Here is a 26930-nt window from a genome sequence, read left to right as displayed (position 1 = left end):
AAAAAACCAAAATTGCAATAAAATGCACCTTTGGTTTTTTAGACGTTATTCCAACCCATCTTTTATCGCAGTGGCAATCTCTTGTAGCTTTTCAGGTGTGTATTGATCTTCATGGGATTTCCAAACAGCGCCAAATCCGTCACCTTTTCCGTATCTTGGGATGATGTGCATGTGATAATGAAAGACAGATTGTCCTGCAAGTGCACCATTATTGTTCAGTAAGTTCAATCCTTCAGGTTGAAATTGCTTTTTTATTGAATTTGCAATTTGTGGGACAACCTCAAATACTTTACTTGCAATTTCAGGTGTTAATTCAAAAATATTTTCTTTATGTACTTTTGGAATGACAAGCGTATGACCTTTTGTTACTTGGCTAAGATCAAGAAATGCAAAGACATGCTCGTTTTCAAACACCTTAGCACTTGGAATTTCACCATTAACTATTTTACAAAAAATACAATCACTCATTTTCTTACATACCTCCAAAAAATTTTCAAAGAACTATTTTCAGCATCATTTGTAGTGCATGTTTATTCCTTATTAATTGGTAGAAACACCCATTGATAGGAGTCTCACTTTACTAGTGTTAACCGTATTTTACCATAATAAACGAAAAAAAGAACAGGGTGAATCGGATGATCACCCTGTTCCTGAAGAAGGGAAGTTAAAACTCAAGTTTATGGGATATTATCTTTGATAAACACCTCATTTAACATTTGTTATAAATGCTATTTGATGTGAAATCTCCATTGTTCAATGCGACCATCCCCTTGTTAAGTGTTATTTAGCCTAACAATATAGAGAAAATGTCTTTGTCTTTGACAAACACCTCATTTACAAAATGTGTAAAATGCGAGCGTCTAATTCAGAGAATTACGGCCCGTAGACACCTCATTTCGTAATGAATGGTTACACTAGTCTATTTTTTAGAAAAGGTTACCTGCGTTTGATAAACACCTCATTTAACATTTATTTAAATGCTATCTGATGTGATAATCACCATTGTCCAAAACGACCATCCCCTTGTTAAGTGTTTAAATAAGCCTAACAATAAATAGGAATAAAAGGTTGTTGTCTTTGCATTTACAATATGATGTAAAATGCGAGCGTCTAATTCAGAGAATTGCGGCCCGTAGACACCTCATTTCGCATTCAATGGTTTAGAATAATTAACTCCCTTTGAGTCAAAAAAGTTGTCTGGGACAAACACCTCATTTTAAGGTTTTCGTTTTGACAAGCTATCCCTTCCTCACTAATTATGATGTCCCGTTTATCGTCTTTTATACGAAAAAAAATAATCTCAATTAGGACAAGTGTATTTGATTTTGATAAGATAAAAAGAAAAAGGAGATCCACAAAAAATGACGTTGTTAAAAATAGATCACTTAACAGGTGGATATTCACGAAATCCTGTTTTAAAGGATATTTCATTTGAAGTAGATAATGGTCAAATCGTCGGACTGATTGGGTTAAATGGAGCAGGGAAAAGTACAACTATTAAACATATCATCGGATTAATGGAAGCGCAAAAAGGCCTTATTTCAATCAATGGAAAAACATTTGCGGATGATCCAGCAGCTTATCGCTCGAAGTTTAGCTTTATTCCTGAAACACCTATTTTATATGATGAGTTAACGCTTTATGAGCATCTTGAATTAACGGCAATGGCCTATGGCTTAAATAAAGAAATGTTCGAAAAACGACTTCAACCGTTACTAAAGGAATTTAGAATGGAGAAAAGGTTAAAATGGTTTCCAGCTCATTTTTCAAAAGGGATGAAGCAAAAGGTTATGATCATGTGTGCATTTTTAATTGAGCCTGCACTATATATCATTGACGAACCATTCGTTGGGTTGGATCCACTTGCCATAAATTCATTATTAGAAATGATGGAAAAGGCAAAAACACAAGGATCGGCAATCCTTATGTCAACGCATATTCTTGCTACAGCTGAACGATACTGTGATTCGTTTATTATTTTACATAATGGAGAAATTCGAGCTAAAGGAACATTGATGCAGCTAAGGGAACAGTTTAGAATGAAGGATGCAACTTTAGATGATCTTTATATTCAGTTAACAAAGGAAGATCAAGATGAAGAGCATTGATGAAATTTGGAAAAAGAGGGTTAATCATCATATAAATGAAACAAGAGCTTACCTGAAGTATATGTTAAATGACCATCTTCTTTTTGTGTTTATCTTCTTAGCAGCAGGTGGAGCATTAACTTACTCAAAATGGCTGGAAACAATATCACCGGATTTCCCAGCAATTATCATTATGACGATTGTGTTTTCATTTATTGTCATTAGCTCAAATGTCCGTACATTGTTGAAAGAAGCGGATATGATGTTCCTGCTTCCGATGGAATATAAGTTAAACAATTATTTTCAAAAAGCTTTTTCCTACAGTATGATTACGCAAAGCTTCGTGATCATTGTTGCCATCATATTGTTTGCACCACTATATGTTAAAGTTATTTCTGCGAACGGAAGTGTGTTACTCTATAGCTTAATTTTGCTTCTACTCGTAAAATATTGGAATTTACGCATAAGCTGGAAAATGGGGTTTTTTACAGAGGCATCGGCTAAGTGGAGTGATTTTTTTGTTCGATTTGCCTTGAATGCTTCTGCGATCTTTTTTATTTTTTCCGAGCAATATCTTTTTGTCTTGATCGTATTCCTACTTATGACGGCATATGATGTTTATTTTTCAAAACTTGTAAAGTCCAAAGGAATAAAGTGGGACCAACTAATCAAAAAGGAAGAAGAAAAGAAGCAATCTTTTTATAAAATTGCAAATCTGTTTACAGATGTACCAAAATTGAAAAAAGCAGCAAAACGCCGGAAGTACCTCGACTGGATATTGCAGCAAGTAAAGTATCATCAAAAGAGTGTATATGAATATTTATATGTACGAGGGTTTCTTCGTTCAGGCGATTATTTTGGAATCGTTATTAGGCTTACAATGATTGGCAGTGTCATTCTAACCTTTATCAATAATCAACTGGTTGGAAATGTCATCGTTGTTATTGTTTTTACGTTTTTAACGGGGATTCAGATTATGAGCTTATATAAGCATTTTGAATTATTGGAACTACCGAATCTTTATCCAACCGCAGAAAAGTATAAGCTAAATAGTTTCTTGAAGATAATATTCCGTATTCTACTAGCGCAAGTCATTATTTTTGCGATCGTTACATTGTTATTATCCACAATTGCCATATTTATCGTGACTTTAAGTGTCAATGCGATATTTGTTAGTTTGTTCGTTCTTGTTTATATGAGAAATCGATTAAAGAAGAGTGAAAAGGGTGTTTAAGGGATGAGTTATGAAACACAAATGTCAGAAGATGCAAGGCGCTGGAAGCATAAACAATTAAGAAGGCCATCCTTTTTTGAACGTTCTTCAAAAAAGGCCCAAGGTAAGATTAATCAATTGATTCCTGAAAAGGTCCACAATACGATTACTGAGAGTATTAAGAAAATGGTTCAGGCAACACTAGTAGGATCAAATATTACGACACAGCCTAAGGAAATTGAAAACCTTTCCTTTGAAGAACGCGAAAATCTAGTAAAGAAATCGATCGAGACATATAAAAAAACAGCAGCGATCGAAGGTGCATCAACCGGTGCTGGTGGTATTTTCTTAGGATTGGCGGATTTTCCACTGTTTTTAAGTATAAAAATGAAGTTTTTATTCGAAGTAGCAAGTATTTATGGCTACAGCACGAGGGAGTACGAAGAACGGTTATTTCTTTTATATGTATTTCAATTAGCATTTTCAAGTGAGACATATAAAGAAGAAACCCTTGATAAGATTGAACATTGGGAAACGAAAAAACATGAAGTGAAGGATTTAGATTGGCAAATCTTCCAACAGGAGTACAGGGACTATATCGATCTTGTGAAGCTACTGCAATTTCTTCCTGGTATTGGCGCGGTCGTTGGAGGAGTGGCTAATTACCACCTTGTTCAGCATCTTGGTGAATGTGCAATGAATTGCTATCGATTAAGGATTTTTTCTAGTCGTTGAAATTCGACTGAATCATTTTTATTGCAGATTAAAGTGCAGCAAAACCCAGATATTAGAAGTCTCACTTTATACAAGGAAAAAAATAGAAGCAGTGTATTTCACAATTTGATGAAATGACACTGCTTCTATTTTTTAATAACTATTATAATTTCCAAAGTTTTGAAACTTTAAGCGCTCCTATTCGTATTAGGTATATGAACATGTAAGTAGTTATGAAGGGTTTACTTAAAGGTGAATTTAAAGCGCTTATAACGATCTTTGTTAAATACTCTACAATTGTAGGGTTTTATAAAATAATACATACAGGAGGGGAAGCGAGAATGTTCAATTTTTTTGGAGCACTTATATTTTTAATTCCAGTGTTGATTGTTGCTGCATTAGGAGGTGTTGGGTATTTCTTTTGGGTAAGATATCGTTACCGAACAGCGAAGTCCAACGAAGCTTTAGTTATTACAGGACCGAAGTTAGGTGATCCTGAGAAAGAGTCCAATATTTTCTCTGACCAAGAAGGACGTTCAATGAAGATCATCAGAGGTGGGGGCTATCAATTAAGACGATTCCAAACATCAACACCTGTAAATCTTACATCATTTCAGTTGAAGTTATCAACGCCAAGAGTTTACACAAATGGTGGTGTGCCAATTGTTGCTGATGCTGTAGCAATGGTTAAGGTAGCAGATACATTAAACGGGATTGCAAACTATGCGGAGCAGTTCTTAGGGAAAGACCAAGATGAGATTGAAGCTGAAATCATTGAGGTGTTAGGTAGTAACCTTCGTGCAATTCTTTCTAAAATGACGGTAGAAGATATTAACAGTGATCGAGAAAAATTCAATTATGATGTATCTGAAATAGCACAAAAACAACTGGACTTAATGGGGTTCAAAATTACGTCCTTAGGTCTTACTGATTTACGTGATGCTGATGAGGAGAATGGTTACTTAGAAAACTTAGGGAGACCCCGTATTGCTGAAGTTCGTAAACTAGCAGAAATTGCAGAAGCTAACAATGAGCGTGAAACTCGTATTCATAAAGCACAAACTGACCAAGAGGCCAAAGAGGAAGAATACAAACGTCAAATTGCCATTGCAGAGTCAAAAAAGGAAAAGGATATTAAAGACGCTGCCTTCAAAGAAGAAACGGAGCGTGCTCGAGCGAAATCAGAACAGTCCTATGAGTTAGAAAAGGCAAAACTGGCGAAAGAAGTAAAAGAAGAGGAATTAACACTTCAATTTCTAGAACGGGAACGAGCTGTTAAGTTAGAGGAAGAGGAAAGTAAAGTTCGTAAAGCAAAAGCTGATGCTGAATACTATGAAACTACACGTAAAGCGGAAGCAGAGGCGCGTAAGCTTGAGATTGATGGGGAAGCAAAGGCTAAGATTCGCAGGGAGGAAGGTTCTGCTGAAGCTGATGTTATTCGCGAACGAGGTAAGGCTGAAGCGGAAGCTCGTAAGCTATTAGCTGAAGCGATGGAAAAACACGGTGATGTCATTATTACTGAGAAATTAATTGAAATGCTCCCAGTATTTGCTGAGAAAATTGCCCAACCACTTAACAATATTGAATCGGTAAAAATTATTGATTCGGGTAACGGGCAAGGTGTCCCATCTTTTGGAAGGAGCATTACAAAAACAATGGTTGAAATGCAAGAGCCATTGAAAGAAATGATAGGTATTGATGTAGCAGAATTAGTAAAGTCATACGCTTCAAGGTCGAATGGATTTACTAATCAAGGTACGATGACAAATACACCTGAGATTCGATTAGATCATGGCAAGGTCGATGAAAAAACTAATAAGGAAGAGTTCGTAAGTGAGTTAGTGTAAAATTCAAGAATGGACATTTTAGTAGCAGTTTAGTTTAGGCTATGTTCAAATAATTATTTGAAGGGTAAATTTAAATGGGTGAAAATGGAATAATATCATTTTATTAATTTGGCTTTTTTGGAATCGGGGTGGCCTCAGAGTGGGCCTGTTTTTTGAAAAATCGAGTAGTCAAAGTAAGGCTCAAACACGATTATGGAATGTATTAATCGTTTTAATAGTAATGGATAGCTTAAATAACCTTTTGTTCCATTTATTTTGGTTAAATATCATTACTATTTGTTTAATCATTGTATTAATCATGCTTTGCATAAGGGAAATAATGAAGAGAAAAGATAATAAAAGCTAACTTCTAGGATGCATTAAAGCAATTCTCACAGAAGGTCACCTTTCTTTTATATCAAGTAAGTATAGGTGCTAAACGATAAAACAACTTCAAAACTGACGTGTAAGTTGACATACGTCAGTTTTGTTATTAACTGAAAGATTATCGAACGAACTGAAGCTTATTAACACTATAATTTAAGCGTTTTTGATAAATTTAATGGAATATTACTAAGGGGATATTAGAAAATGGATATTCCTTTATTTTCCTTTAATAAGAATTTTTTCAATATCATTTGTAATTGTAAGCGTTTTCAGTTACAATTAAAGATAGATAGGATAGCATAGCATTAATGGCCGTCACAGCTTTTGTGGTAGGTGGAACCGATCCAGGGAAAAGATAAGCTTATTAGTCTGTAAAAAAAAAGAGTAAGGAGATGGTTTCCAATGGGGAAATTTTTACGTAGTGCGTCACAACAACCTAAAGTAGATACAGAAACTGTTAATTCTTTATATGTTGAAATGGTGTTAGATAAAGTTTCTCGTGATTACCGGAAAGATCAAATTCTTAAGGAAATTGACCGCTCGTTAAAAGATCGAAATAAGCAAGAGTTCCTCCGATTAACTGAGGAACTAAAGAGTTACATTACTACCTAAATCTAGAAAAATTGTTATGGATGTATAAGAGATTGATAGTTTGGAAAGGATGAAGATAAAAATAATTGTAAGGGTGGGGAAAGTGTCAATGAAGAATAAACTGATTTTAACTGACTTTGTTAATGGAGATCGTTTTGAATTAAATTCGTATTTAACTTATTTATTCAATCAGTTTAATGAGGATGCACGGGAACAGTCGGAAACAAAAATGGAAAAACAATATATTAACTAGTTAATAAACTGAAAGGGTAAAAAGTTATGAGTGAGGAAATAATGTAAGCGACCTTGTTATGTTCATTTAATTGACAAGGTCGCTTTTTGGTTTTTCTAAAAGCAAGCAAATGCGCCTAAGTAGTTATGAAGATGTTGTAACAAATGAAACGACAAAATCATTTGTTGAAGGGTTTTTGGGAAAAAAATAAGGGCCTCTTTAGTTAAAAAATTGAAAAAATGGTTATATTTTTTCAACTTGTAAAATGTGAAAAGCAGTGAGATTCGATTGGCGAATTCCACTGCTTTCATTTTTGCTACTAGAGATGTCTTTTTCTATGTTAATACATCATAAGAGAAGTAAGGGCCTAGAAGCCACTTTGAAATAATCTCTCTTATTGAACACTAACACTGTTTTTTCTCTGCCATTTCGAAATAACGAAAACCGCTACAATCATGAAGATAATAGCCGCTCCAAGGGATAGGACGCTTGAAGTCATACCAGCAATTAAGAAAGCAGCAAGTGCTGAAGCTCCGTTCATCAGAGCATATGGAAGTTGTGTTTTTACGTGATCCATATGGTCGGTCCCAGCTCCAGTTGAAGATAGGATTGAAGTATCAGAGATTGGTGAACAGTGGTCCCCGAAGATTCCTCCTGATAACACGGCCCCAATACAGATATAGATTGAAGCATCGAGGTGAACAGCCATTGGAATTGCAAGTGGCATCATGATAGCAAACGTACCCCATGATGTACCAGTTGCAAATGACATACATGCGCCACCCACAAAAAGAATAGCAGGGATCAAGTAAACAGGGATATTTCCATCCATGATTTCGACTACATAATTGGCCGTTCCTAAGTTTTTCATCACGGTTCCTAGTGACCAAGCAAGGACAAGAATAGCAGCGACAGTCATCATTCTTTGCATACCTGATAAATAAATATCGAAGACTTCCCCAAATTTTTTAACTTTATAGACAACCATCATGACAATTAGTACGATTGCTGCGAATAAGTAAGCAGTTGTTAAAGCGACACGGAAGGCACTGCCATCAATTTTTTCAAATGGAAATCCAAGAGGAATTAGCATTCCGAATAAAGTCACGAGTAATACTAAGAGCGGAACCAATATTAAGCTTGCCTTGCTCTTTGTATTCTGCAGTTCTACCATATTGTCGGGTTTTCTCATTGGTTTGGAGTTTGGCCAAAATATAGCGCCTGTTTCTTGTACACGCTTTTCAGCTCTGGCCATCGCGCCAAACTCGAGTTTTGTTAATGCAACAAGTGGTACCAATAATACCGCTAAGATTGGATAGAATTGAAATGGAATAGCTTGCATGAAAGCATCCCAATCTGTTTCAGTAATTTTTAAACTATCGAACTCTTTTTGAATAAGTCCCATGATATAAACGCCCCAGCCTATGAATGGGATAAGAACGGCTACAGGGGAAGAAGTTGAATCAATAATCCACGCTAATTTTTCTCTAGAAATTTTTGCCTTATCAAATACCTTTTCAAAAATAGGTCCTACTAAAAGTGGTGTACCGAGATCTGAGAAAAATATAATAATACCGCCAAACCAAGCGGCAAGTTGTGTTTTCGCCTTTGTATTTAAAAATTTGATGACCTTTTCAGCAAAAGCAGCGGCTCCACCTGATTTTTCCATTAGGGCCACAAACCCACCGATAAACACAAGTAGAACAAGTACTCCTGCGTTGTAACCGTCTGTTAATTGAACAAATAAATATTCGCCAATCATCGTTTTAGTTGCAGTCAGTGGCATCCCACTAGCTAAAATTAAAACTCCAGAAAAAGTACCTAAAAATAATGAAATAATAACGTTTTTTGTCACAAGCGCCGCCACAATTGCTAATAATGGCGGTATCAATGACACCCATCCTAGATGTTCCATCCTGATGTCCTCCTAAAATAATGTACATGAAATAACATCGACATAATTATGTATTAATGTGCATTATTATGCAATGGTTTTTTGAAAATAATTTCTGGAATTACACTAGAATGAATATCTAATTATCTACCTAGTAATATTATCTGAATATATCGTATAAGTGGATTATTTTCAGAAAAGTGAGAAGATATTTCATGTAAGTAATAAGGGTTCTGACGAGATGAACCATTTTTGCTGGTCATGAGGGAATTTCCGTGAAATCCTTTTGATTGAAGTGATAGATGACTCTGAAGTAATGGGCTGGATGCCATCAGACATTTTAGTAATGATAGATTTCTTTCTATATAAGGAATATCCATTTTCACTTATTACGATTTTTCGGAGATATTGACATGGGTGAAAGTAAAATCGGTAATATTAAAAATAAAAAGCCAGTCTATTAAATAAAAAGACCCCAGAATTATGGATACGTTAAAGGTCCATTATTCTGGGGATCTGTGTTCATTCTTATAATGAGACCTGATTACCGTTCACTGAATCGAGCTGATACTGAATAGCTGCTTTACATAGTGTTTTTGCAGCGATAAGTAGTGATTTTTCATCAATGTCAAACTTTGGATGATGATGAGGATAGGCGTGTTTTTCATTTGCTGGCATTGCACCGGTGAAAAAGAATGTTCCTTTCACATGCTGCAAATAATAACCGAAATCCTCCGCAATCATTTGTAACGGACTTTCTTCAATCGTATGAATTCCAGGAACGTGCGCGGAGACGTTTTTAAGAAATTCCGTTTCATTCGGATGGTTTACAACAGGTGGGTAACCTCTTAAGAATTGATAGTCGTATTGAGCTTCATTCATTAAGCAAGTTCCTTTTATAACATGCTCAATTTCCTGTTCAATTTGCGTTCGTACATCTTCATCAAATGTCCGTACAGTGCCGATTAATTTTGCAGAATCAGCAATGATATTAAAAGCATTTTCCGCAACGAATGAACCGACTGTTACGACCGCTGTTTCAACGGGATCGACCTTCCGGCTAACGATTTGCTGTAAATTACTGACGACTTGGGAACCAATCAAGATGGCATCCTTTGTTTGATGAGGCTGTGCTCCATGGCCCCCCTGCCCAAGGATTGTAATTTCAAATCGATCTGCGGCGGCCATTATCGGACCAACTCGGTATTCAATTTTTCCAACCGGCAAAGTTGCCCAAAGGTGGGTACCAAAGATCACATCGACGCCATCTAAACAACCATCGTTAATCATAGCCAACGCCCCGCCTGGAGCATATTCCTCAGCATGCTGGTGAATAAGGACAATATTTCCGTTCAGAAGATGTCGATTATTAAAGAGAACCTTCGCTAGAACAAGCAATGTTGCTGTATGACCATCATGACCACATGCATGCATTACACCTGGTACAGTTGATTTGTATTCGACATCCTTTTCGTCTTGAATCGGAAGTGCATCAAAATCTGCTCGTAAAGCAACAGTTGGTCCGGGTAAATCACCTTTTATTGTTGCGACAACACCGTTCCCACCTACATTTGATCTTACGTCAACTCCAAGCTTCTCATAATAATTGACAATATAGCTTGCCGTTTTTACTTCCTTAAAGGAAACCTCAGGATGCATATGTAAATAGCGACGAATTTCTACCATTTCTGAATAATGGGTATCAAGTAATGACCATAGATGATCAAGCATAGTTTTCCTCCTCTTGAGTGGTACTAGTAAAAGTCAGATAGATAAACGCTATGTAATAAGGGTATGGCATAACAATTAAAATAGTTTAAAATAAAAATGGGTTCACATTAGCTAGATTGTAGTTGTAAAGTTTAAAAAATTCAAGAATTTAGTCTGATTAGGAGGAAAAGTGTGAAAAGGATTAATTTATCATTGTTGTTAACTTTTCTATTTATCGTTTTAGTCATGTTAATTAAAACGAATGGTATTAATGAGTTCGACACATCTATTGGTAAGGGAATGTATACCTTACATGACCAATCTTTAATTCTGGTCCTAGAATGGATTGGAATGCTTGGGTCAACTGTAGGAATTATTGCAATTCTTTTTTTATCAATGCTATTATTTATCATTATTCAGAAAAACTTTCTCGCGGCAGCTATCTTGTTTTTATCCGTTCTTATTGGAAATGTTGGTAACAAGGTGCTAAAAGCAATAGTTGAAAGGGAGCGCCCATCCTTTCCAGAACATATAGAAGATAGCTTTAGTTTTCCAAGTGGACATGTGATGGTCGGACTACTACTATTTGGAATGATTACATATTATGTAGTAAAGGCAAGTCAAACCCAAAAAATGAAACAAATAGTGATCACGAGTACTAGCGTTTTACTTATTTTTATCGGTTTTAGCAGGCTAGTAGAAGGGGAGCATTTTTTCACTGACGTAATCGGTGGTTTCATAGCTGGGGGCCTTGTATTAATTGCGATGATCACAGTAGATCAGCTAGTACGGACGAAAATAGAACAAAGAAAAGTAAAAAACGACGTTTCTTTTTAACGTCGTTTTTCGCTTAAAGGTTGGTTAATTGTAAGAGAGGGGATGGTCACTTCATGAAGAAATTTTTGATTCTTTTCGGCCTATTCGTTTTATTACTTAGTGTTGTTGCGTGTTCTTCTAAACTAACTGTGCTGCCATTGGAGGAAAAAAGTGAGCAAGTAGAAATGAAACAAACCGATAAGATAGAAAAGGAAACAAAAGACGAAAATGGTCAAGTTCAAGAAGTGACATCTACGGGCGATATTCAAAGTAATCAAAGAGAATTAGAAAACGAAAATACCATATCCATAAATAAAGTAGATGCGGAGTCATTAGTTCGTGAGCACCTTGGCCTTGGGGATAATCATTTTTTGCATGTTGAGGTTGATCATGAAGAAGGGAATAAGTATGTTGTCCATATGTATGAGATTGTAAATCATGAGGATAGTTCACATACAGCTACTTATGGTTGGTATTATGTGTACAAAGATTCTGGGAAGATAGAGGATATGATGGAATAAAATCAATGGGGAGTAGGTGTTTTTTTTAGTTGTTACAGAAGATTTATTGAAGGAACGAGAAAATAAGAAATAGATTACTCAAAAATGAGCTTGGGGAATTCCTTCCAAGCTCATTTTTTATGAGAATTATCTGATCAAGCCTTTTTGTTTTAGTTATGTAATAGGCGCTTTTCTGTTGGACTTTGGAAATGTGATAGGGTTGTTTTTCTATATGGACTTCCATACCATAGATGTATTATAATGGGAATTACAACATAGTGCATTACAACAGTAATGCACTATGTTACAGGGTGTGTGAAAGGAGGTTTTCGCTTGATTCTGAATACAGATGGTACAAAACCAATTTATGTGCAAATTGCAGAATGGCTAGAAACAGAAATCTTGAGTGGGCGTATCAAACAAGATGAAAAGATCTATTCACAATATCAGCTCGCGGACATGTTTAATATAAATCCGGCAACTGCAGCAAAGGGATTAAATATATTAGCCGATGAATCAATTTTATATAAAAAGCGAGGACTGGGGATGTTTGTTTCAACTGATGCAAAAGAGATGATTCTTACTAAAAGAAAAAATCAAACATTGAAGCGTTTAGTAAGAGAAATTGTTTTGGAAGCAGAACGATTGAGTGTTAGTGAAAATGAATTGCTACAGATGATTAAAGAAGCAAACAAAGGTAAGGGGGAAGTATGATGAATGTTGTTGTTTGCAATAAGCTATTAAAAGTGTATGGCAAGAAAAAGGCGCTAAATGAACTAAGTTTTACGATTCAGGAAAATAAAATAACAGGGCTCATTGGAAGAAATGGAGCTGGAAAAACAACGCTTTTAAAAGTATTAGCTGGATTTTTACATGAAACAGCTGGAGACGTACAAGTATTTTCAGAAAAACCATTTAACAATTTAAAGGTGTCCGCAAATAGAATTTATATTGATGACCAAATGAGTTTTCCAAGCTCATTAACGTTGAAAGATATCCTTCACACTGCAGGGACATTTTATGCAAATTGGAACCAAGAGTTAGCTGAACGTCTTTTCGATTATTTTTCTTTTCACCCAAAACAGCGTCATCAACATTTATCCAAAGGAATGAAAAGTACGTTTCATATGATTCTCGCTTTATCGGCAAGATGTCCGTTAACGATCCTGGATGAACCGACGACAGGAATGGATTCAGCGGTACGAAAAGACTTTTACCGAGCTTTGCTAAAGGAATATCTTGAGCATCCCCGGACGATTATTTTATCTAGTCATCTATTAAATGAAATCGAGGATCTGTTAGAAGATGTTCTCCTTATAAAGGAAGGTGAAATGACTCTGCATATGTCGATTGCGGATCTGAAGGAATATGCGATTGGTTTAAATGGGCAAGAAGATGCTGTGAATGAAATCGTAGGAAACAGAGAAATCCTTTATGAAAAGCGGATAGGGTTAGACAGTGCTTATATTGTTGTGAAAAATAATTTTACAGATTCAGAGAAAGAACATGCTAGCTATAGAGGTGTTGAAATGACATCAGTCGCTGCAGATGACCTGTGTACATATTTAACGAGTAAAACGAAGGGAGGAATTGATGATGTATTTAGCAGAGGTTAAGTTATTCGCCGTCGTGAAGAACCAGTTTCTGTATAAGCTAAAAGCGCATTTAAGTATTTTTAGTTCACTGCTCATTATTCAAGTTGTTGGCATGCTCCTATCGATGAATGGAAGTGGCTCAATGGGGACGAGTTCTGATGGTTACTCATTGAATATTAGCTATTACACAGGGGATATCATCATTATATTTACAATGATTTGGTCCTTTATCAGTGCGATTATTATCACAACGAAGGCGTATCGAAATGATGATTTTGTGTTTGTAGCAAATCGATTTAGCAGCAACCTTTCCAATATCTGTTTTTTAGTATTTGCAAGTATCATTGGTGGGGTCACAGCAATGCTTTCCGGAATCTTATTAAAGGTTGTGATGTACTTTATTTTAGATGATGGAAATGTGATGGGAACAATCATTAGTTTTCAAGAATTGCTTTTAGGAATGATTGTTAGCACCTTTTACGTTTTATTAGTAGCTTCTCTAGGATATTTAGTTGGAGTGCTCGTTCAAATAAGTAAATGGTTCAGTGTGTTACTTCCGGCAGTATTTTTTGGTTATTTGTTTTTGAGTATAAACAAGAATGAGGAAGCACCTATTATACTTGAGACGGTTAAATTTTTTGTAAAAGAGACCTCTTTATTATTCTTTGTATTGAAGGTTATTGTGACAGCTAGTATCTTGTTTTACGGTTCTATTATTCTAGCAAATAAAATGGAGGTGAGACAATGATTATAGGTTCACTTATCCAAATTTTGCTCCTTATCATTATTATTGCAATCATTTATAAAGGTGTGAATGCGATTAAGAGAGGGACGCTTTTACAAAAACTTAACTTGAAATTGGTGTTAGGTGTATACGGAGCGTTATTGCTTGTAGCCGTTGTATTATTTTATCTACTTCCGATTGAGGAATCTCTAAATAAGGTTGTTGAAAATCAGGAGGAATTAGCAAAAGCAGAGCGGGCAGGCCACTTGTTAATCAATGCTGCATCTGAAGGAAAGCAAATAGAGAAAGAAAACATAGACGGTGTTTTAATTAAGAAGCAGTGGGATTTTCCTTATGAAGGGAAGCAGCTTGAAATCACTCAAGTAGACGAGCAATATAGTAGTGCTTTTATATTGGTAGAGAGAAAAGATGTAGAGGATAATCAGGTAGAGGTCACACAATATTATACAAGAACAATTATCGAGAATATTGAACTAACTGATGATATTGTCCCCTTTACGATAGAATTAGAAGAAGAGCGATTAACAATTAGTGATACTAATATGATAGATATTCATGTTGGCAAATTTGCTAAGGAATTTACGATTTCCCAATTCACATCAAGAAATGGCATCGATCTATTTTCTGATGTGAATCGCATCGGTGGAGAAAATGTCCTTTATATTCGTGTTCCTAAGAATGTAGAAGTAGAGGGAGCAGTCCAATTTGTAACGGAATAATCAATTTGTAACCGTGTGAAACATTATAATCTGAATAAATAAGTAGTACGAGTAAATCTAACAAGGACTCATTAAATGGAGGAACTGTTAGATTTACTTTTTTTGAGGTTATGCATGCGAGTTATCTTGTAGAGGAAATCCCTAAATCAAGAACATCGCAACAATCGTCGTTACAACAAGCCCAATCGACCCAGCAAGGGAAATACCTGAAAATCCTGAGCCATCAAGCCTTGTTAAAATCCCAACACCTGTTAATGTGATTGCCTCAACTTCTGGTGTTAACGGCACAATCGTTGCAAGTGCTACTCCTAAATCATTGACAATTCCTTCCGAGTTTTGCGGTAAATATTCTCTAATAATAGTATAGAAACCAGCATCCCCTAAATAGAAAAATGCTGCAATTGGAATGACAGGTCCAAATACCTTAAAGTCAAACTGAAATCCTTCGATTAGATAGTTAGTTGATTGCTCAAATCCTTGCTTCTTGTGTGCTAAACAGATTGTTATAATTAAAATGAGTACGCAGTACCTCCGATCAATGCTGTTGCGTCCCCACCTTATAAGTTTAGTGTGGACATGATAACAACATCTCCTAGAAAAATAATTGGGATCATGATAGCGAGGATTTTCTTAGAAGTTGGAGATAACAATTTCTCATCTATTTCTTGTACAGGTGATGCAATGGCTACAGTTGGAAATGTCTTTTTTAGCTTACTCTCTCTCATTAAAATGAAATACGCAGTGATTGTCGTCACGAGCCCCATTGTAAGTACAAGAGGAATACTCGCAGTGATAACGTCATCTACAGGAATTCCAGCAGCATCTGCCGTAAGCTTTGGAGCAGCTTGAATAATGAAATCACCAGAAAGAGCGATTCCGTGACCGAACAAGTTCATTGCAATGGCAACACCTAAAGCAGGGAGACCTGCTCGAATGGCAACAGGTAATAAGACAGCTTCGATTAATGCAACAGCTGGTGATGGCCAAAAGAACAAAGAGATGAACATCAGTCAACTACCCACCACTTAGATTCTAACGAATCTTGAAGTGGGGGCTTGAAAAAGCCTTTAGTTGTCTAGCCTAAGTTTTACGAGAACTACGTTGGGATGGTTATCACACCCTCGGATGATTCCCTAGTCCGTTGCTCTGTGTAGGCTCTGTAATAGTTCTAAATGGGTAGGAACGGTCAACCTAGTTTGGCGGTTTTACCGCAAAGCCATTCCAACATTGGCGAAGGGAAACGAACTCCAAAAGGAGGGAATACGTCATGTTCGTATTCGTACTTAATAAGCATGGGAAAGCCTTAATGCCATGCAAACCAAGAAAAGCGAGACTCTTGCTCAAACAAAAGAAAGCAAAGATCGTAAGCTATCAACCATTTACGATCCAACTTCTATATGGAAGTAGTGGCTACAAACAACCTATTAATGTTGGTGTAGATTTAGGTGCTAAACACACAGGGATAGCGGTTACGACCAATGACAAGGTACTTGCCAAAGGAGAGGTAGAAGTACGTCAAGATGTTAAGAGTTTATTAGAAACAAGACGTATTTACCGAAGAAGTAGACGTAACCGAAAATGCCGATATCGAAAGCCGCGATTTGGCAACCGTAAGCGCCACGAAAACTGGCTACCACCAAGTATACAATGTCGCCTAGATAACACGTTTCACTGGATCGATACGTTTTTATCTCTTGTATCCAATCCTCTGTTAACGATAGAAGTAGGTAAGTTCGATATTCAGAAGATGATGAATCCTGAGATACAAGGTGAAGAGTATCAACAAGGGCAAACACTTGGCTATCACGATGTCCGTTATTTTGTATTCGAAAGGGACCATTATACGTGTCAAGTGTGTAAGAAAAAGGGCGGTATTTTGAATACGCATCATATTGTTTATCGTTCACATGGAGGCAGTGATCGAGCTGATAACCTCATTACAGTATGTACAGATTGCCATACGCATGAGAATCATCAAAAGGGTGCAATCTTATGGAAGTGGATGGAAGAAGGCAAAAAATTACCGTCATACAAAGAGGGAACGTTCATGAATATCTTCCGTAAACGGGTATTTACAAAGTACCCGGAGGCTAACGTGACGTATGGGTCAGTCACTACACCACGAAGAAAAGAGTTAGGACTAGAAAAAACTCATGCGAATGATGCGGTTGCGATAAGTAGAATAGAAACGATTCAGCAAATGAGTAAATCCGTCTTCTATATCAAGCAATTTCGTAAGAAAAAACGTTCGTTGCATGAAGCCACAGCTAGAAAAGGCCGGAAGACAAAGAATATCGAGAGCAAGCGAAACAAAAAGAATGTGAAACAACTGAAAGGATTTTATCTGAATGACCGAGTACGAGTATATGGGCAAATTGGATATATTACAGGATTTACTGGGACAGGTATGGGGTATATCAAAGATATTCATGGGAGCTACATCACGAAGCCTAATAAGTCGTACAAACAGGTCAACCTAAAAGATTGCGAGTTTCTCAGTCACAATAATAACTGGCAATATGTCGAGAATCTTTAGGCTAACGCCTAACCGAAATTCATCCCATCCCTACTCACTTCGTTCCTTGAGGAAGGGGACTTCTTTCGGAAAACTGTTAAAATTCCGACTGTCCAGAAAGCTGTTGTAGGATTTTTAATGACTTTTGCGAAAGGTGAAATCATCACCTCATTGATTCCTGATATCGTTAATATTTTACTCATTGCGACAATAATTGAAATGACAAGAATGGTTGGTAATAGTTCTGTTATCGCAAAGATAAAGCTATTAAAAAGACTACTAACAGAATCACTGATGGACAATGTAGATACTGCAGCTAGTGAAAGAATGCCAACTATACATACAATGGTTGTATCGCGACGAAAGAGCATAAAACCGATGATGGCTACGATGAATACTAAATAGATCCAATGTATGAGTGTAAGTGATACTTCCAATTTCATCACTCCTCAACAAAGCCCATGGTGGGTTTTATTATTACTGTATGAATGAGAGTAATTAGAGGTGAGAAGTGTGAAAAAAATTTATTCAATGCAATCTATGGAACAACAGGTTTAGAATAATTCTTCATTATGTAGAAAGACGATGTCATTTCCATGGAAATATTGTCAATTATGCACATGCTGTCAAAATATTGGAGAAGCAATATGGTCCTTTTAGGAGTAATGATGATTGAAGAGGTAGGTATCGTATAAAGCTTTCTATTAAAAAAATCCCCTGCAATTTCTGCAAGGGAGTGGAGTGTTTTTAGTCTTCAATGTCGATTGAAGAGTATGTTGTGATATAGGATGGACGTGGGAAGGTATGTTGCTGCTCAATTCCCGCGAGTGAATCCTGCCAAGCCTTGAAGAATTGCTCGTTTTCCCATAATGTTAGAATGATGTATGTATCACTTTTCTCAGGACGTAGTACTCGAATAGCTGTAATTCCACGTTGTTTTTCAAGTAGGCGTGCTCGATCACTAAACCGTTTTTCATAAAGAGGTCTTCCTTCATACGAAACAGGAATATTGTTTACTACAGCGAATTTTCCATGCAACAAATTGCCGGTAGATTCTAATACTTCATATCTTTTTGGGACATTAAAGATGGAGGCTCCATCAGTTTCGTGAAATAAGACTGCTGTATCATTATTCGCCATAAGTCGTAGCCTTTTATCGTTATGCGCTTTCACAAGTTTAGCTAAATAATCAACAGTTCCATAGGTTATGTAAAGCATCATCTTTTCATCACCTCATCATTAAATATGCTATCAGATCGATTTAGTATACCAAAAAATTAAAAATTATTTCCATTTTTATTGTTTTTAACACATATACCTTCCTATTATTAACAATACTAAGAAAAGCGCAAGCGCCTTGTTCAGCCTCAGGCTTAGACCCAAGAGGGGCTAGGCGCTTGCGCTGGACACGAAAACTAAGTCAAAAAAATTTATACTTTCTTATCTTTTAAAGAAGGACAAAGGGGTGATCTCATTTGAAAAAGAAACTTCTTTTATCAGGACTTATATTTCTATTGGCCGTAATCTTCGCTTTTATCGGATATTTATTTATTATTTTTATAGGGGATTACGTCATTGATGAAGAAAAATTAGTCATGAATACGGCTTCAAAGCTAGTTGACATAGATGGTAATGAACTAACAAAGATTTATGTAGAGAATAGGGAACTTGTTGATCTATCTGAAGTACCAGATTATGTTCAACAGGCGTTTGTTTCTGTCGAGGACCAACGCTTTTATGAGCATCATGGCATTGATATGAAAGCGATAGGACGAGCAATTTATAAGGATATGATTGCTGGTAGTAAGGTAGAGGGTGGAAGTACCATTACTCAGCAGTTAGCGAAAAATATCTTTCTTACAAATGATAAAACATTCCTTCGTAAAACAAAAGAGGCCATTATCGCGATTAATTTGGAGAAGCGTTATAGTAAAAAGAAATTACTAGAAATGTATTTAAACCAGGTTTACTTTGGGCATGGTGCATATGGAATTAAGTCGGCAGCTAAATTGTATTTTAACAAAGATGTTTCCGAGCTAACATTGGAAGAAGGAGCGTTACTAGCAGGAATACCAAAGGCCCCTTCTACTTATTCGCCCATTACAAATGTAGAAAAAAGTAAGGAACGGAGAGATGTCATTTTAAGTTTAATGGGTGACCAGAAATATATTACCTATGATGAAGTAGTCAGAACACAAGGGAAAACTGTGAAATTACAGGTAAATAAAAAGCAAGAGAGCCCGTGGTTATCGACATATATTGATATGGTTTTTGATGAAGCAGAGGAAAAATATGCGCTTTCTAATGAGGAATTGTTAAGAGGTGGGTATACAATAACCGTACCTCTTCAAGTCAAGCTTCAAAAATCGGCTTATGATTTATTTCAAAGGAATGAGTATTTTCCAGGTACAGATGAATTAGCACAAGGTGCGTTTATTCTGATGGATAATCAGTCAGGGGGAGTTCTAGCAGCAATCGGGGGACGAGACTATGTTCCAAAAGGGCTTAATCGCCTAAATGTGCCAAGACAACCAGGTTCTACTTTCAAGCCAATAGCAGTATATGCACCAGCAATTGAGTCAAAGCAGTTTCAGCCCTATTCTTTGCTTAAGGATGAGAAGCTCACGTACGGGGATTACACACCGGAAAACTATGATAATCAATATGTTGGTGAGGTCTCAATGTTTGATGCGATTGTTGCTTCTAAAAATGCCGCAGCTGTATGGACGTTATCTGAGATAGGGATTACGGAAAGTAAGGAATATTTACAAGAAGTTGGCATGCCGATTAACGATCAGGGCTTAGCAATTGCATTAGGTGGTTTATCGGAAGGGGTAACTCCTACACAAATGGCGAATGCCTATCGAACATTTACAACAGATGGGAATTATAGTGAGTATCATCTTATTCAAAAAATAACAAATCAAGCTGGTGAAGTGATTGCTGAAAACCTTCCAGAAATAAAACAAGTGTATTCGCCACAAACTGCTTGGGATATGACAAGAATGCTTCAACATGTTGTAAGTGACGGTACCGCGCAAAATGGGCTGTTTCAAGGAGAACTAGCTGGTAAAACAGGTTCAACGTCTTTTACTGGTATAGAAGGAGCGACAAAGGATGCGTGGTTTGTTGGTTTTACAGAAAATGTCGTTGGGGCGCTATGGATGGGCTATGATCAGACAAATAAACAACATTATTTAAAGCATGGAAGCTCGTATCCAACAAAACTATTTAAAGATATTTTAACGACTGCGAAGTGGGAGCAAAATGTGGCATTTTCTATTCCAGATGGAGTCAATGATTTAGAGAGCCCAATAAGAATTGAGGATATCAAGAAAGTTAATTCAAAATATACGTTTAAGCCTCTTGGTTTAATTACGTTAACACTTGAATGGGAAGCACAAAATGATGACCGAGTGGAGTACCGGATCTATGAACAAACAGAAAATGAACAAAAGTTAGTTGGCACAGTAACTGGAACGGGGTTTTATGAAATTCCGTATATAAATGTTTTTTCTGAAAGTACGTATAAAGTGGCACCGTTTAATGTTCAAACGAATGAAGAAGGTGTGGCAACAGAATTCATAAAGCCTAGCTTGTTTAGCAGTAATTAACCATATCTAATCAGAAGAATAAAACCTTGTAATAACCGTTAGACAACTAGCTTAACACTTTGATATCATTGATTTCGTCTATTTTTCGACATTTGCTCCTCTTAGCTATACATCGTCCCATGAAAACGTTATAGTTGAAAGGGATGAAGCTTTAATATAGAATAGTTATTATATTGTAATTAATATTATTTGATGACAGAGGTTTCCTCTTTTTATATAGAAAGGTGGACTTTTTGGATGGCTGAAAAAAAAATCAATGATACGTTTTTAAAAGCGTGTCGTGGAGAAAAGACGGACTATGTTCCAGTTTGGTATATGAGACAAGCAGGTCGTTCACAACCTGAATATCGTAAGATAAAGGAAAAGTACGGCCTATTTGAAATTACACATCAGCCTGAGCTATGTGCATATGTAACGAGATTGCCAGTGGAACAGTATGATGTAGATGCTGCAATTCTTTACAAAGATATTATGACACCATTGCCAGCGATTGGCGTAGATGTTGAAATCAAACCAGGAATCGGTCCGGTTATTGATGACCCAATTCGCTCATTAAGCGACGTTGAAAAATTAGGCGAAATAGATCCAGAAAGTGATGTTCCATATGTGTTAGATACGATAAAGCTTCTTACTCAGGAACAGCTTGAAGTTCCACTTATTGGTTTTGCTGGAGCTCCATTTACATTAGCTAGTTATATGATTGAAGGTGGACCTTCTAAAAGTTATAACAAAACAAAAGCCTTCATGTATTCAGAACCAAAAGCGTGGTTTGCACTTATGGACAAACTTGCCGAAATGAGCATTACTTATGTAAAAGCGCAAATTCATGCAGGTGCAAAAGCGATTCAAATATTTGATTCATGGGTAGGTGCTCTTAACGTAGCAGATTATCGTTTTTATATTAAGCCAACAATGGAAAGAATTTTTAGCGAATTAAAAAAGGAAAATGTGCCTTTAATTATGTTCGGAGTAGGAGCTAGCCACTTAGCGAAGGAATGGCATGATCTTCCTATAGATGTTGTCGGTCTTGATTGGAGATTGCAAATTAAAGAAGCGCGTGCAATAGGCTTAACGAAAACACTCCAAGGTAATCTGGACCCAGCGATTTTACTTTCGCCTTGGGAAGTGATCGAAGAAAGAGCAAAAGCCATTTTAGATCAAGGGATGGAACATGGTGGTTATATTTTCAACTTAGGGCATGGGGTTTTCCCTGATGTGAATCCAGAGACGTTAAAGAGACTAACTGCGTTTATTCATGATTATTCAAAAAAAGCAAGGGTATATGCTTAAATGAAAAGTGTATCAGATTAACTGCTAGTGAAACCTTAAAGGTGGGAAAATCATTTTAATGAAATAGAAATAAAGCAACCAGAGGTGAATGCATTTTGAGTAAGAAAAAAGTGGGATTATTAGTCATGGCGTATGGAACGCCTTACAAAGAAGAGGATATTGAACGCTATTATACTCATATACGTCGTGGTCGCAAACCTACACCGGAAATGCTTCAGGATTTGAAAAATCGTTACAAAGCAATTGGTGGAATCTCCCCACTTGCAAAAATTACAATGGAGCAAGGCAAGAAGCTTGAGCAACATTTAAATGAAATTCAAGACGAAATTGAATTTACCTTATATATTGGCTTAAAACATATTGAGCCATTTATCGAAGACGCGGTAAAGCAAATGCATGAAGATGGCCTAACTGAGGCAGTGAGTATCGTATTAGCACCCCATTTTTCAACATTTAGTGTTAAGTCCTATAATGGACGAGCTAAAGAAGAAGCAGAAAAGTTTGGGATAACAATGACCTCTGTTGAAAGCTGGTACACAGAGACGAAATTTATCACATATTGGGCGAACCGTGTGAAAGAAACATATGACCACATGACCGCCGAAGAGAGAGAAACGGCTATACTAGTTGTTTCTGCTCATAGCCTTCCAGAAAAAATTATTGCAAGTGGTGATCCATATCCACAGCAATTACAAGACACAGCTAACCTAATTGCTGAAGCTGCTGGAGTAAGCGATTATGCTATCGGTTGGCAAAGTGCTGGAAATACACCAGAAACGTGGTTAGGGCCAGATGTCCAAGACTTAACAAAAGAGTTATTTAACAAAGGTCATAAAACCTTTGTATATATCCCTGTTGGATTTGTCGCAGATCACCTTGAAGTGTTATATGACAATGATTATGAATGTAAGGTAATTACAGATGAACTTGGAGCGGGCTATTACCGACCAGAAATGCCGAATGCAAAACCAGAATTTATTGATTGCCTTGCATCTGTTGTTTTAAAGCAGTTGAATGTAAGCAATTCAATTATGAACGAAAACAGTTACCAAGTGTAGTGAAATAGTGTAAGCGACCACGTTATTTTCATGAAATGAACATGGTCGCTTTTTTGCGTTTTTTGAAAAGATCCATATATATTATCCATCGCTTTTATATTGTTCCTTAAGATGATTAAAAACCAAAAGGTCAAACTCTTTTAGTGCGTTTTCTTTATCTTCACCAAATCGCACTAAGTTTGTGGCCTCAATGTTCTTTGTATTGTAAGCTAAATAGCCTTTTCCTCTAATCCACATTAATTGTAAATGGTTGTATTCTTTTAGTAATTCAGCTGACAATCCTTTTGATTGACTTAGCATGATTTTCACCTCTCCTAAATACTATTCTTTAGTAGTATGATGAACGAAAATTCAGAATTTTATACAATGTTTGCGTGAATCTTTCAAAGTTGACAGTGTCTATTGGACGAACATGTATAGTAAAGGATGCCAAAAACAAGGCGTTAATTCATTAGAATAAGTACAATATAAACTAAAATGTTTAACTGATAAGATGCTATCTACATAATGAAGCAAGTCAGTTATCTAGAAAACTAATAAGAAATAGGTAGATCAGTAACCAATTAATTTCTGAATAAATGATATGTAAATCATATTTTGGAATCTTGTTTATCTGTCTGTTTAGTTACACTGGAAGCAGAACGTTTTTGTCTCACTTTTCCCACTATTAATAATAACAGCGGAAGAAAAAAACAGACCGTTAAGGAGTAAGGTGTCCACGTTAAAGAAGTAAAGTCATTAAAATGCACTATATTTGGATGGGCAAAGATAGAAAAAGTAAGGATTAAAAACGCTAATGGGAAAAGCAAGATTTTATAACTTTTCAATCCAAGGACTTGAGCTAATCCAATCGAGAGCCCATAATAGCAAAGCGTCACCTTAAAATAGATTGTTAATACCCAAATAATTGCTACAATGACTTCAATCCGTTCTAGAAAGCCGCCAATGCTAATTCTTTGCCCTAATGCATAAGAAGGATAGGCATTTATTGAGGAAGTTTCAGTACCCAAAATTAAAATGCTGAAAATAACCAAGATGGTTAAGACGATTCCTCCAATTAATGTTCCTATATAAAAGGCTTTATTTATTTTTTGTTTTTTCTGAAACATAAGGTGTGATCATTAAAATGATGACAAGCTCTAAATAGGGAAGTCCTAAATTGCGATATACGCTCTTAATAATTGGTTTCAATCCGTCTCCTAAAATAGGTTGCATATTTTCCAGCTTGTTTCTGGGATAAGAAATAAGATTAATATGGAAAGCAAAGCTATTATCCAAGGGAAAAAAATTAACGCAGTCCGACTGATGACCTCTAATCCTAATTGGACACCGAATAAGCTAATTAATAAAAAAAGAATCATAACTACTTCAATAGGTGTATCAACCAATATATCCGAAGTAAAAAAATTCCCGATATCTCTAATCATACCTGCAGAAAGATAATAGAAATAAAAAAGATAGAAAAGTACTAGGATTTTACCAATCCATTTTCCGAATACTTTTTCATTAATTTCGACATAAGTCCCGGATGAATAGAGTGTGGCTATTTGGTTATAGATGAAGATAAAAGATAAACTAAAAAAAGTCGTTAATGCGGAAGCAATCCATGCATCCTGTCTTGATATGCCTATAAGTAAGGAAGGTAGATCAAGTATCGTACTTCCAATTGTAAATGCGATGACTAATATAAGAAATTCACCAGAGTTTATTTTTCCCTTTTCAAGCATAATTGCCCCCAACACTATTTATTACTAATTAATCTCCCATCAAATTACTATATTTATGAACAAAAAATAGAAGTAGTTTTAAGTGCAGGCGTTATTCTTACAATTGACAGCAAATGCTATCCATGATATATTTATTTCGAATTAAAGATATTTTAATTTGAGATAAGGGAATCTGTTTAAAAAACAATTAGTCAATACAACATATAGGAAAATAGATTAGTGACTCGAGTAGTAAATCTACACAAAAGAAGCGAGCATAAAATAATGATCAATTGGAGGAAACAATTATGAATGAATTAAAAGGAATCCATCATGTAACAGCCATTACAAGTAGCGCAGAAAAAAACTATGAATTTTTCACTTATATTTTAGGTATGCGTTTAGTAAAGAAAACCGTTAACCAAGATGATATTCAGACATATCACTTATTTTTTGCGGATGATGAAGGTAACGCAGGTACAGATATGACTTTCTTCGATTTCCCTGGTATTCCTAAAGGTGTGCATGGTACTAATGAGATTTCAAAAACATCTTTTCGTGTACCAAGTGATGCAGCGATTGACTATTGGGTAAACCGTTTTGATCGACTAGAGGTAAAACATACAGGTGTAAAAGAACAATTTGGTAAAAAGACACTTTCTTTTGCTGACTTTGATGATCAACAATATCAATTAATCTCAGATGAAAACAATACAGGTGTTGCAGCTGGTACACCATGGAAAAAGGGACCAATCCCATTAGAGTATGCTATTACAGGATTAGGACCAATCTTTGTTCGGATTGCAAATTTTGATTATTTTAAAGAAATGCTGGAAAAAGTTCTATTATTTAAAGAAATAGCGCAAGAAGGAGCATTCCATTTATTTGAAGTTGCTGAAGGCGGAAATGGTGCGCAAGTTGTTGTGGAATACAATGCAGTTCTTCCTCAGGCACGACAAGGCTTTGGTACAGTTCACCATGCAGCATTCCGCGTTGAAGACAAATCTGTTTTAGAAGAATGGATGAAACGTCTAGAAAGCTTCCACTTCCAAACGTCTGGCTATGTTGATCGTCATTTCTTTGGATCATTGTACGCAAGAGTTGCACCACAAATATTATTTGAGTTTGCAACAGATGGTCCAGGATTTATGGGAGACGAACCATATGAAACTCTTGGAGAAAAATTATCTTTACCTCCATTCTTAGAACCAAAACGTGAACAAATCGAGAAATTAGTTCGTCCGATTGATACTGTAAGAAGTACAAAAGAATTCATTAAAGAATGATAGAAGAAAATTAAACAAAGATGTTCAAAAATTGGGTAACAAAGAGTTCACTATGAGATTATTAATAATAAAAGAACCATTCTCATCATAATGTGCGTGAGAATGGTTCTTTCGGTGTTTTGTTTGCATTCGAGTTATTGTTTCTTTTTTTGATTTTGTTTGACGACTATTTGGATTCAAAACTCCCCAGCTTCCACGTCTGATTGTTACATCGATTTTTCCTTCTCTGACCAGTTTTTCCCTACTTTTTCTTGCCTTTGATTTAGCCATATTTTACACGCCCCTAACATAAATAAAGTAATTATCAAGTTTCTTCTATTATAATATGATTATTTTAATTTGTGGAAAGTAATATTTTGTAAATTAGTTCAACAACCAGGACCTGATTGTAAATGCATGTATCTCGCAAGTGAATTTAGTTCGTAATCTTAT

24 protein-coding genes and 3 pseudogenes are annotated in these 26930 nt (G+C 36.0%); 17 read left to right on the top strand and 10 right to left on the bottom strand.

The features are described from left to right. Positions 1–45: 45 nt before the first annotated feature. On the bottom strand, positions 46–468 hold the full coding sequence (locus K9V48_RS11185; RefSeq protein WP_224139084.1) for an HIT family protein: 423 nt from the start codon (positions 466–468) through the stop codon (positions 46–48). Positions 469–1361: 893 nt separating this feature from the next. On the opposite strand from K9V48_RS11185, the gene K9V48_RS11180 reads away from it, so the two are divergent. From K9V48_RS11180 to K9V48_RS11155, 6 genes are all read left to right on the top strand, one after another. Next, positions 1362–2108 (top strand): ABC transporter ATP-binding protein, encoded by a 747-nt coding sequence (locus K9V48_RS11180; protein ID WP_224139083.1) that lies wholly within the window; start codon positions 1362–1364, stop codon positions 2106–2108. Further along, positions 2095–3321 carry an ABC transporter permease gene (locus K9V48_RS11175; protein ID WP_224139082.1) on the top strand — a complete coding sequence of 409 codons (1227 nt, stop codon included), beginning with the start codon at positions 2095–2097 and terminating at the stop codon, positions 3319–3321. The genes K9V48_RS11180 and K9V48_RS11175 overlap by 14 nt, the downstream gene beginning before the upstream one ends. A gap of 3 nt (positions 3322–3324) precedes the next feature. Further along, positions 3325–4035, top strand: a complete 711-nt coding sequence (locus tag K9V48_RS11170) for an EcsC family protein (protein WP_224139081.1) — start codon at positions 3325–3327, stop codon at positions 4033–4035. Positions 4036–4355: 320 nt separating this feature from the next. Further along, positions 4356–5861 carry a flotillin family protein gene (locus K9V48_RS11165; RefSeq protein ID WP_224139080.1) on the top strand — a complete coding sequence of 502 codons (1506 nt, stop codon included), beginning with the start codon at positions 4356–4358 and terminating at the stop codon, positions 5859–5861. Positions 5862–6629: 768 nt separating this feature from the next. Then, positions 6630–6839, top strand: a complete 210-nt coding sequence (locus tag K9V48_RS11160) for an IDEAL domain-containing protein (protein WP_224139079.1) — start codon at positions 6630–6632, stop codon at positions 6837–6839. A gap of 88 nt (positions 6840–6927) precedes the next feature. Beyond that, a complete protein-coding gene (locus K9V48_RS11155; RefSeq protein WP_224139078.1) occupies positions 6928–7071 on the top strand; it encodes a hypothetical protein in 144 nt (47 codons plus the stop codon). Between the two features lie 373 nt (positions 7072–7444). Here the strand turns inward: K9V48_RS11155 and K9V48_RS11150 are convergent, their stop codons facing one another. Further along, positions 7445–8965: a Na+/H+ antiporter NhaC family protein gene (locus tag K9V48_RS11150; protein WP_224139077.1), complete on the bottom strand. Its 1521-nt coding sequence runs from the start codon at positions 8963–8965 to the stop codon at positions 7445–7447. A 507-nt stretch (positions 8966–9472) separates the two neighbouring features. Next, positions 9473–10675, bottom strand: a complete 1203-nt coding sequence (locus tag K9V48_RS11145; protein WP_224139076.1) for a M20 family metallopeptidase — start codon at positions 10673–10675, stop codon at positions 9473–9475. Between the two features lie 171 nt (positions 10676–10846). On the opposite strand from K9V48_RS11145, the gene K9V48_RS11140 reads away from it, so the two are divergent. The 6 genes from K9V48_RS11140 (at position 10847) to K9V48_RS11115 (ending at position 15029) form a co-directional block, all read left to right on the top strand. Beyond that, positions 10847–11491 carry a phosphatase PAP2 family protein gene (locus K9V48_RS11140; protein WP_224139075.1) on the top strand — a complete coding sequence of 215 codons (645 nt, stop codon included), beginning with the start codon at positions 10847–10849 and terminating at the stop codon, positions 11489–11491. A 53-nt stretch (positions 11492–11544) separates the two neighbouring features. Then, positions 11545–11991, top strand: coding sequence for a hypothetical protein (locus K9V48_RS11135; RefSeq protein WP_224139074.1), 447 nt, complete (start codon positions 11545–11547; stop codon positions 11989–11991). A 312-nt stretch (positions 11992–12303) separates the two neighbouring features. Next, positions 12304–12684, top strand: a complete 381-nt coding sequence (locus K9V48_RS11130) for a GntR family transcriptional regulator (protein ID WP_224139073.1) — start codon at positions 12304–12306, stop codon at positions 12682–12684. Then, positions 12684–13586: an ABC transporter ATP-binding protein gene (locus tag K9V48_RS11125; protein WP_224139072.1), complete on the top strand. Its 903-nt coding sequence runs from the start codon at positions 12684–12686 to the stop codon at positions 13584–13586. The genes K9V48_RS11130 and K9V48_RS11125 overlap by 1 nt, the downstream gene beginning before the upstream one ends. Next, entirely contained in the window at positions 13567–14313 is a 747-nt protein-coding gene (locus tag K9V48_RS11120) for a hypothetical protein (RefSeq protein ID WP_224139071.1), read from the top strand. The genes K9V48_RS11125 and K9V48_RS11120 overlap by 20 nt, the downstream gene beginning before the upstream one ends. After that, entirely contained in the window at positions 14310–15029 is a 720-nt protein-coding gene (locus tag K9V48_RS11115; RefSeq protein ID WP_224139070.1) for a hypothetical protein, read from the top strand. The genes K9V48_RS11120 and K9V48_RS11115 overlap by 4 nt, the downstream gene beginning before the upstream one ends. 183 nt (positions 15030–15212) lie before the next feature. Here K9V48_RS11115 and K9V48_RS11110 read toward each other — a convergent pair. Continuing rightward, positions 15213–16039: pseudogene (locus K9V48_RS11110) on the bottom strand (hypothetical protein); the annotation flags it as partial. Between the two features lie 257 nt (positions 16040–16296). Here K9V48_RS11110 and iscB point away from each other — a divergent pair. Then, on the top strand, positions 16297–17565 hold the full coding sequence (iscB, locus tag K9V48_RS11105; protein ID WP_224139069.1) for an RNA-guided endonuclease IscB: 1269 nt from the start codon (positions 16297–16299) through the stop codon (positions 17563–17565). 77 nt (positions 17566–17642) lie between these two features. Here iscB and K9V48_RS11100 read toward each other — a convergent pair. Further along, positions 17643–17981 (bottom strand): annotated as a pseudogene (locus K9V48_RS11100) (hypothetical protein); the annotation flags it as partial. Positions 17982–18291: 310 nt separating this feature from the next. Further along, positions 18292–18765 carry an antibiotic biosynthesis monooxygenase family protein gene (locus K9V48_RS11095; protein WP_224139068.1) on the bottom strand — a complete coding sequence of 158 codons (474 nt, stop codon included), beginning with the start codon at positions 18763–18765 and terminating at the stop codon, positions 18292–18294. Between the two features lie 254 nt (positions 18766–19019). Between K9V48_RS11095 and K9V48_RS11090 the strand changes: the two genes are divergently transcribed. The 3 genes from K9V48_RS11090 to hemH all read left to right on the top strand — a co-directional run bounded on the left by K9V48_RS11090 (position 19020) and on the right by hemH (position 23506). Continuing rightward, the gene (locus K9V48_RS11090) at positions 19020–21158 is read left to right on the top strand and encodes a transglycosylase domain-containing protein (RefSeq protein ID WP_224139067.1); all 2139 of its coding nucleotides are present in this window, start codon (positions 19020–19022) and stop codon (positions 21156–21158) included. 237 nt (positions 21159–21395) lie between these two features. After that, positions 21396–22448: a uroporphyrinogen decarboxylase gene (hemE, locus tag K9V48_RS11085; RefSeq protein ID WP_224139066.1), complete on the top strand. Its 1053-nt coding sequence runs from the start codon at positions 21396–21398 to the stop codon at positions 22446–22448. Positions 22449–22543: 95 nt separating this feature from the next. Continuing rightward, entirely contained in the window at positions 22544–23506 is a 963-nt protein-coding gene (gene hemH / locus K9V48_RS11080; RefSeq protein ID WP_224139065.1) for a ferrochelatase, read from the top strand. A gap of 81 nt (positions 23507–23587) precedes the next feature. Here hemH and K9V48_RS11075 read toward each other — a convergent pair whose 3' ends face one another. The 3 genes and pseudogenes from K9V48_RS11075 to K9V48_RS29060 all read right to left on the bottom strand — a co-directional run bounded on the left by K9V48_RS11075 (position 23588) and on the right by K9V48_RS29060 (position 25233). Next, a complete protein-coding gene (locus tag K9V48_RS11075; RefSeq protein WP_224139064.1) occupies positions 23588–23806 on the bottom strand; it encodes a hypothetical protein in 219 nt (72 codons plus the stop codon). Between the two features lie 290 nt (positions 23807–24096). Continuing rightward, positions 24097–24615 carry a GerAB/ArcD/ProY family transporter gene (locus K9V48_RS29065; protein WP_263432802.1) on the bottom strand — a complete coding sequence of 173 codons (519 nt, stop codon included), beginning with the start codon at positions 24613–24615 and terminating at the stop codon, positions 24097–24099. Then, positions 24587–25233: pseudogene (locus tag K9V48_RS29060) on the bottom strand (GerAB/ArcD/ProY family transporter). Before K9V48_RS29060 ends, K9V48_RS29065 begins: the two are co-directional and overlap by 29 nt. Before the next feature lie 287 nt (positions 25234–25520). On the opposite strand from K9V48_RS29060, the gene K9V48_RS11065 reads away from it, so the two are divergent. Further along, on the top strand, positions 25521–26498 hold the full coding sequence (locus K9V48_RS11065) for a ring-cleaving dioxygenase (protein ID WP_224139063.1): 978 nt from the start codon (positions 25521–25523) through the stop codon (positions 26496–26498). A gap of 24 nt (positions 26499–26522) precedes the next feature. Here K9V48_RS11065 and brfA read toward each other — a convergent pair whose 3' ends face one another. Then, on the bottom strand, positions 26523–26768 hold the full coding sequence (gene brfA / locus K9V48_RS11060) for a ribosome rescue factor BrfA (RefSeq protein WP_224139062.1): 246 nt from the start codon (positions 26766–26768) through the stop codon (positions 26523–26525). Positions 26769–26930: the final 162 nt, after the last annotated feature.

Source organism: Metabacillus rhizolycopersici (assembly GCF_020075705.1).
This window is presented reverse-complemented; position numbering and strand designations above follow the sequence as displayed.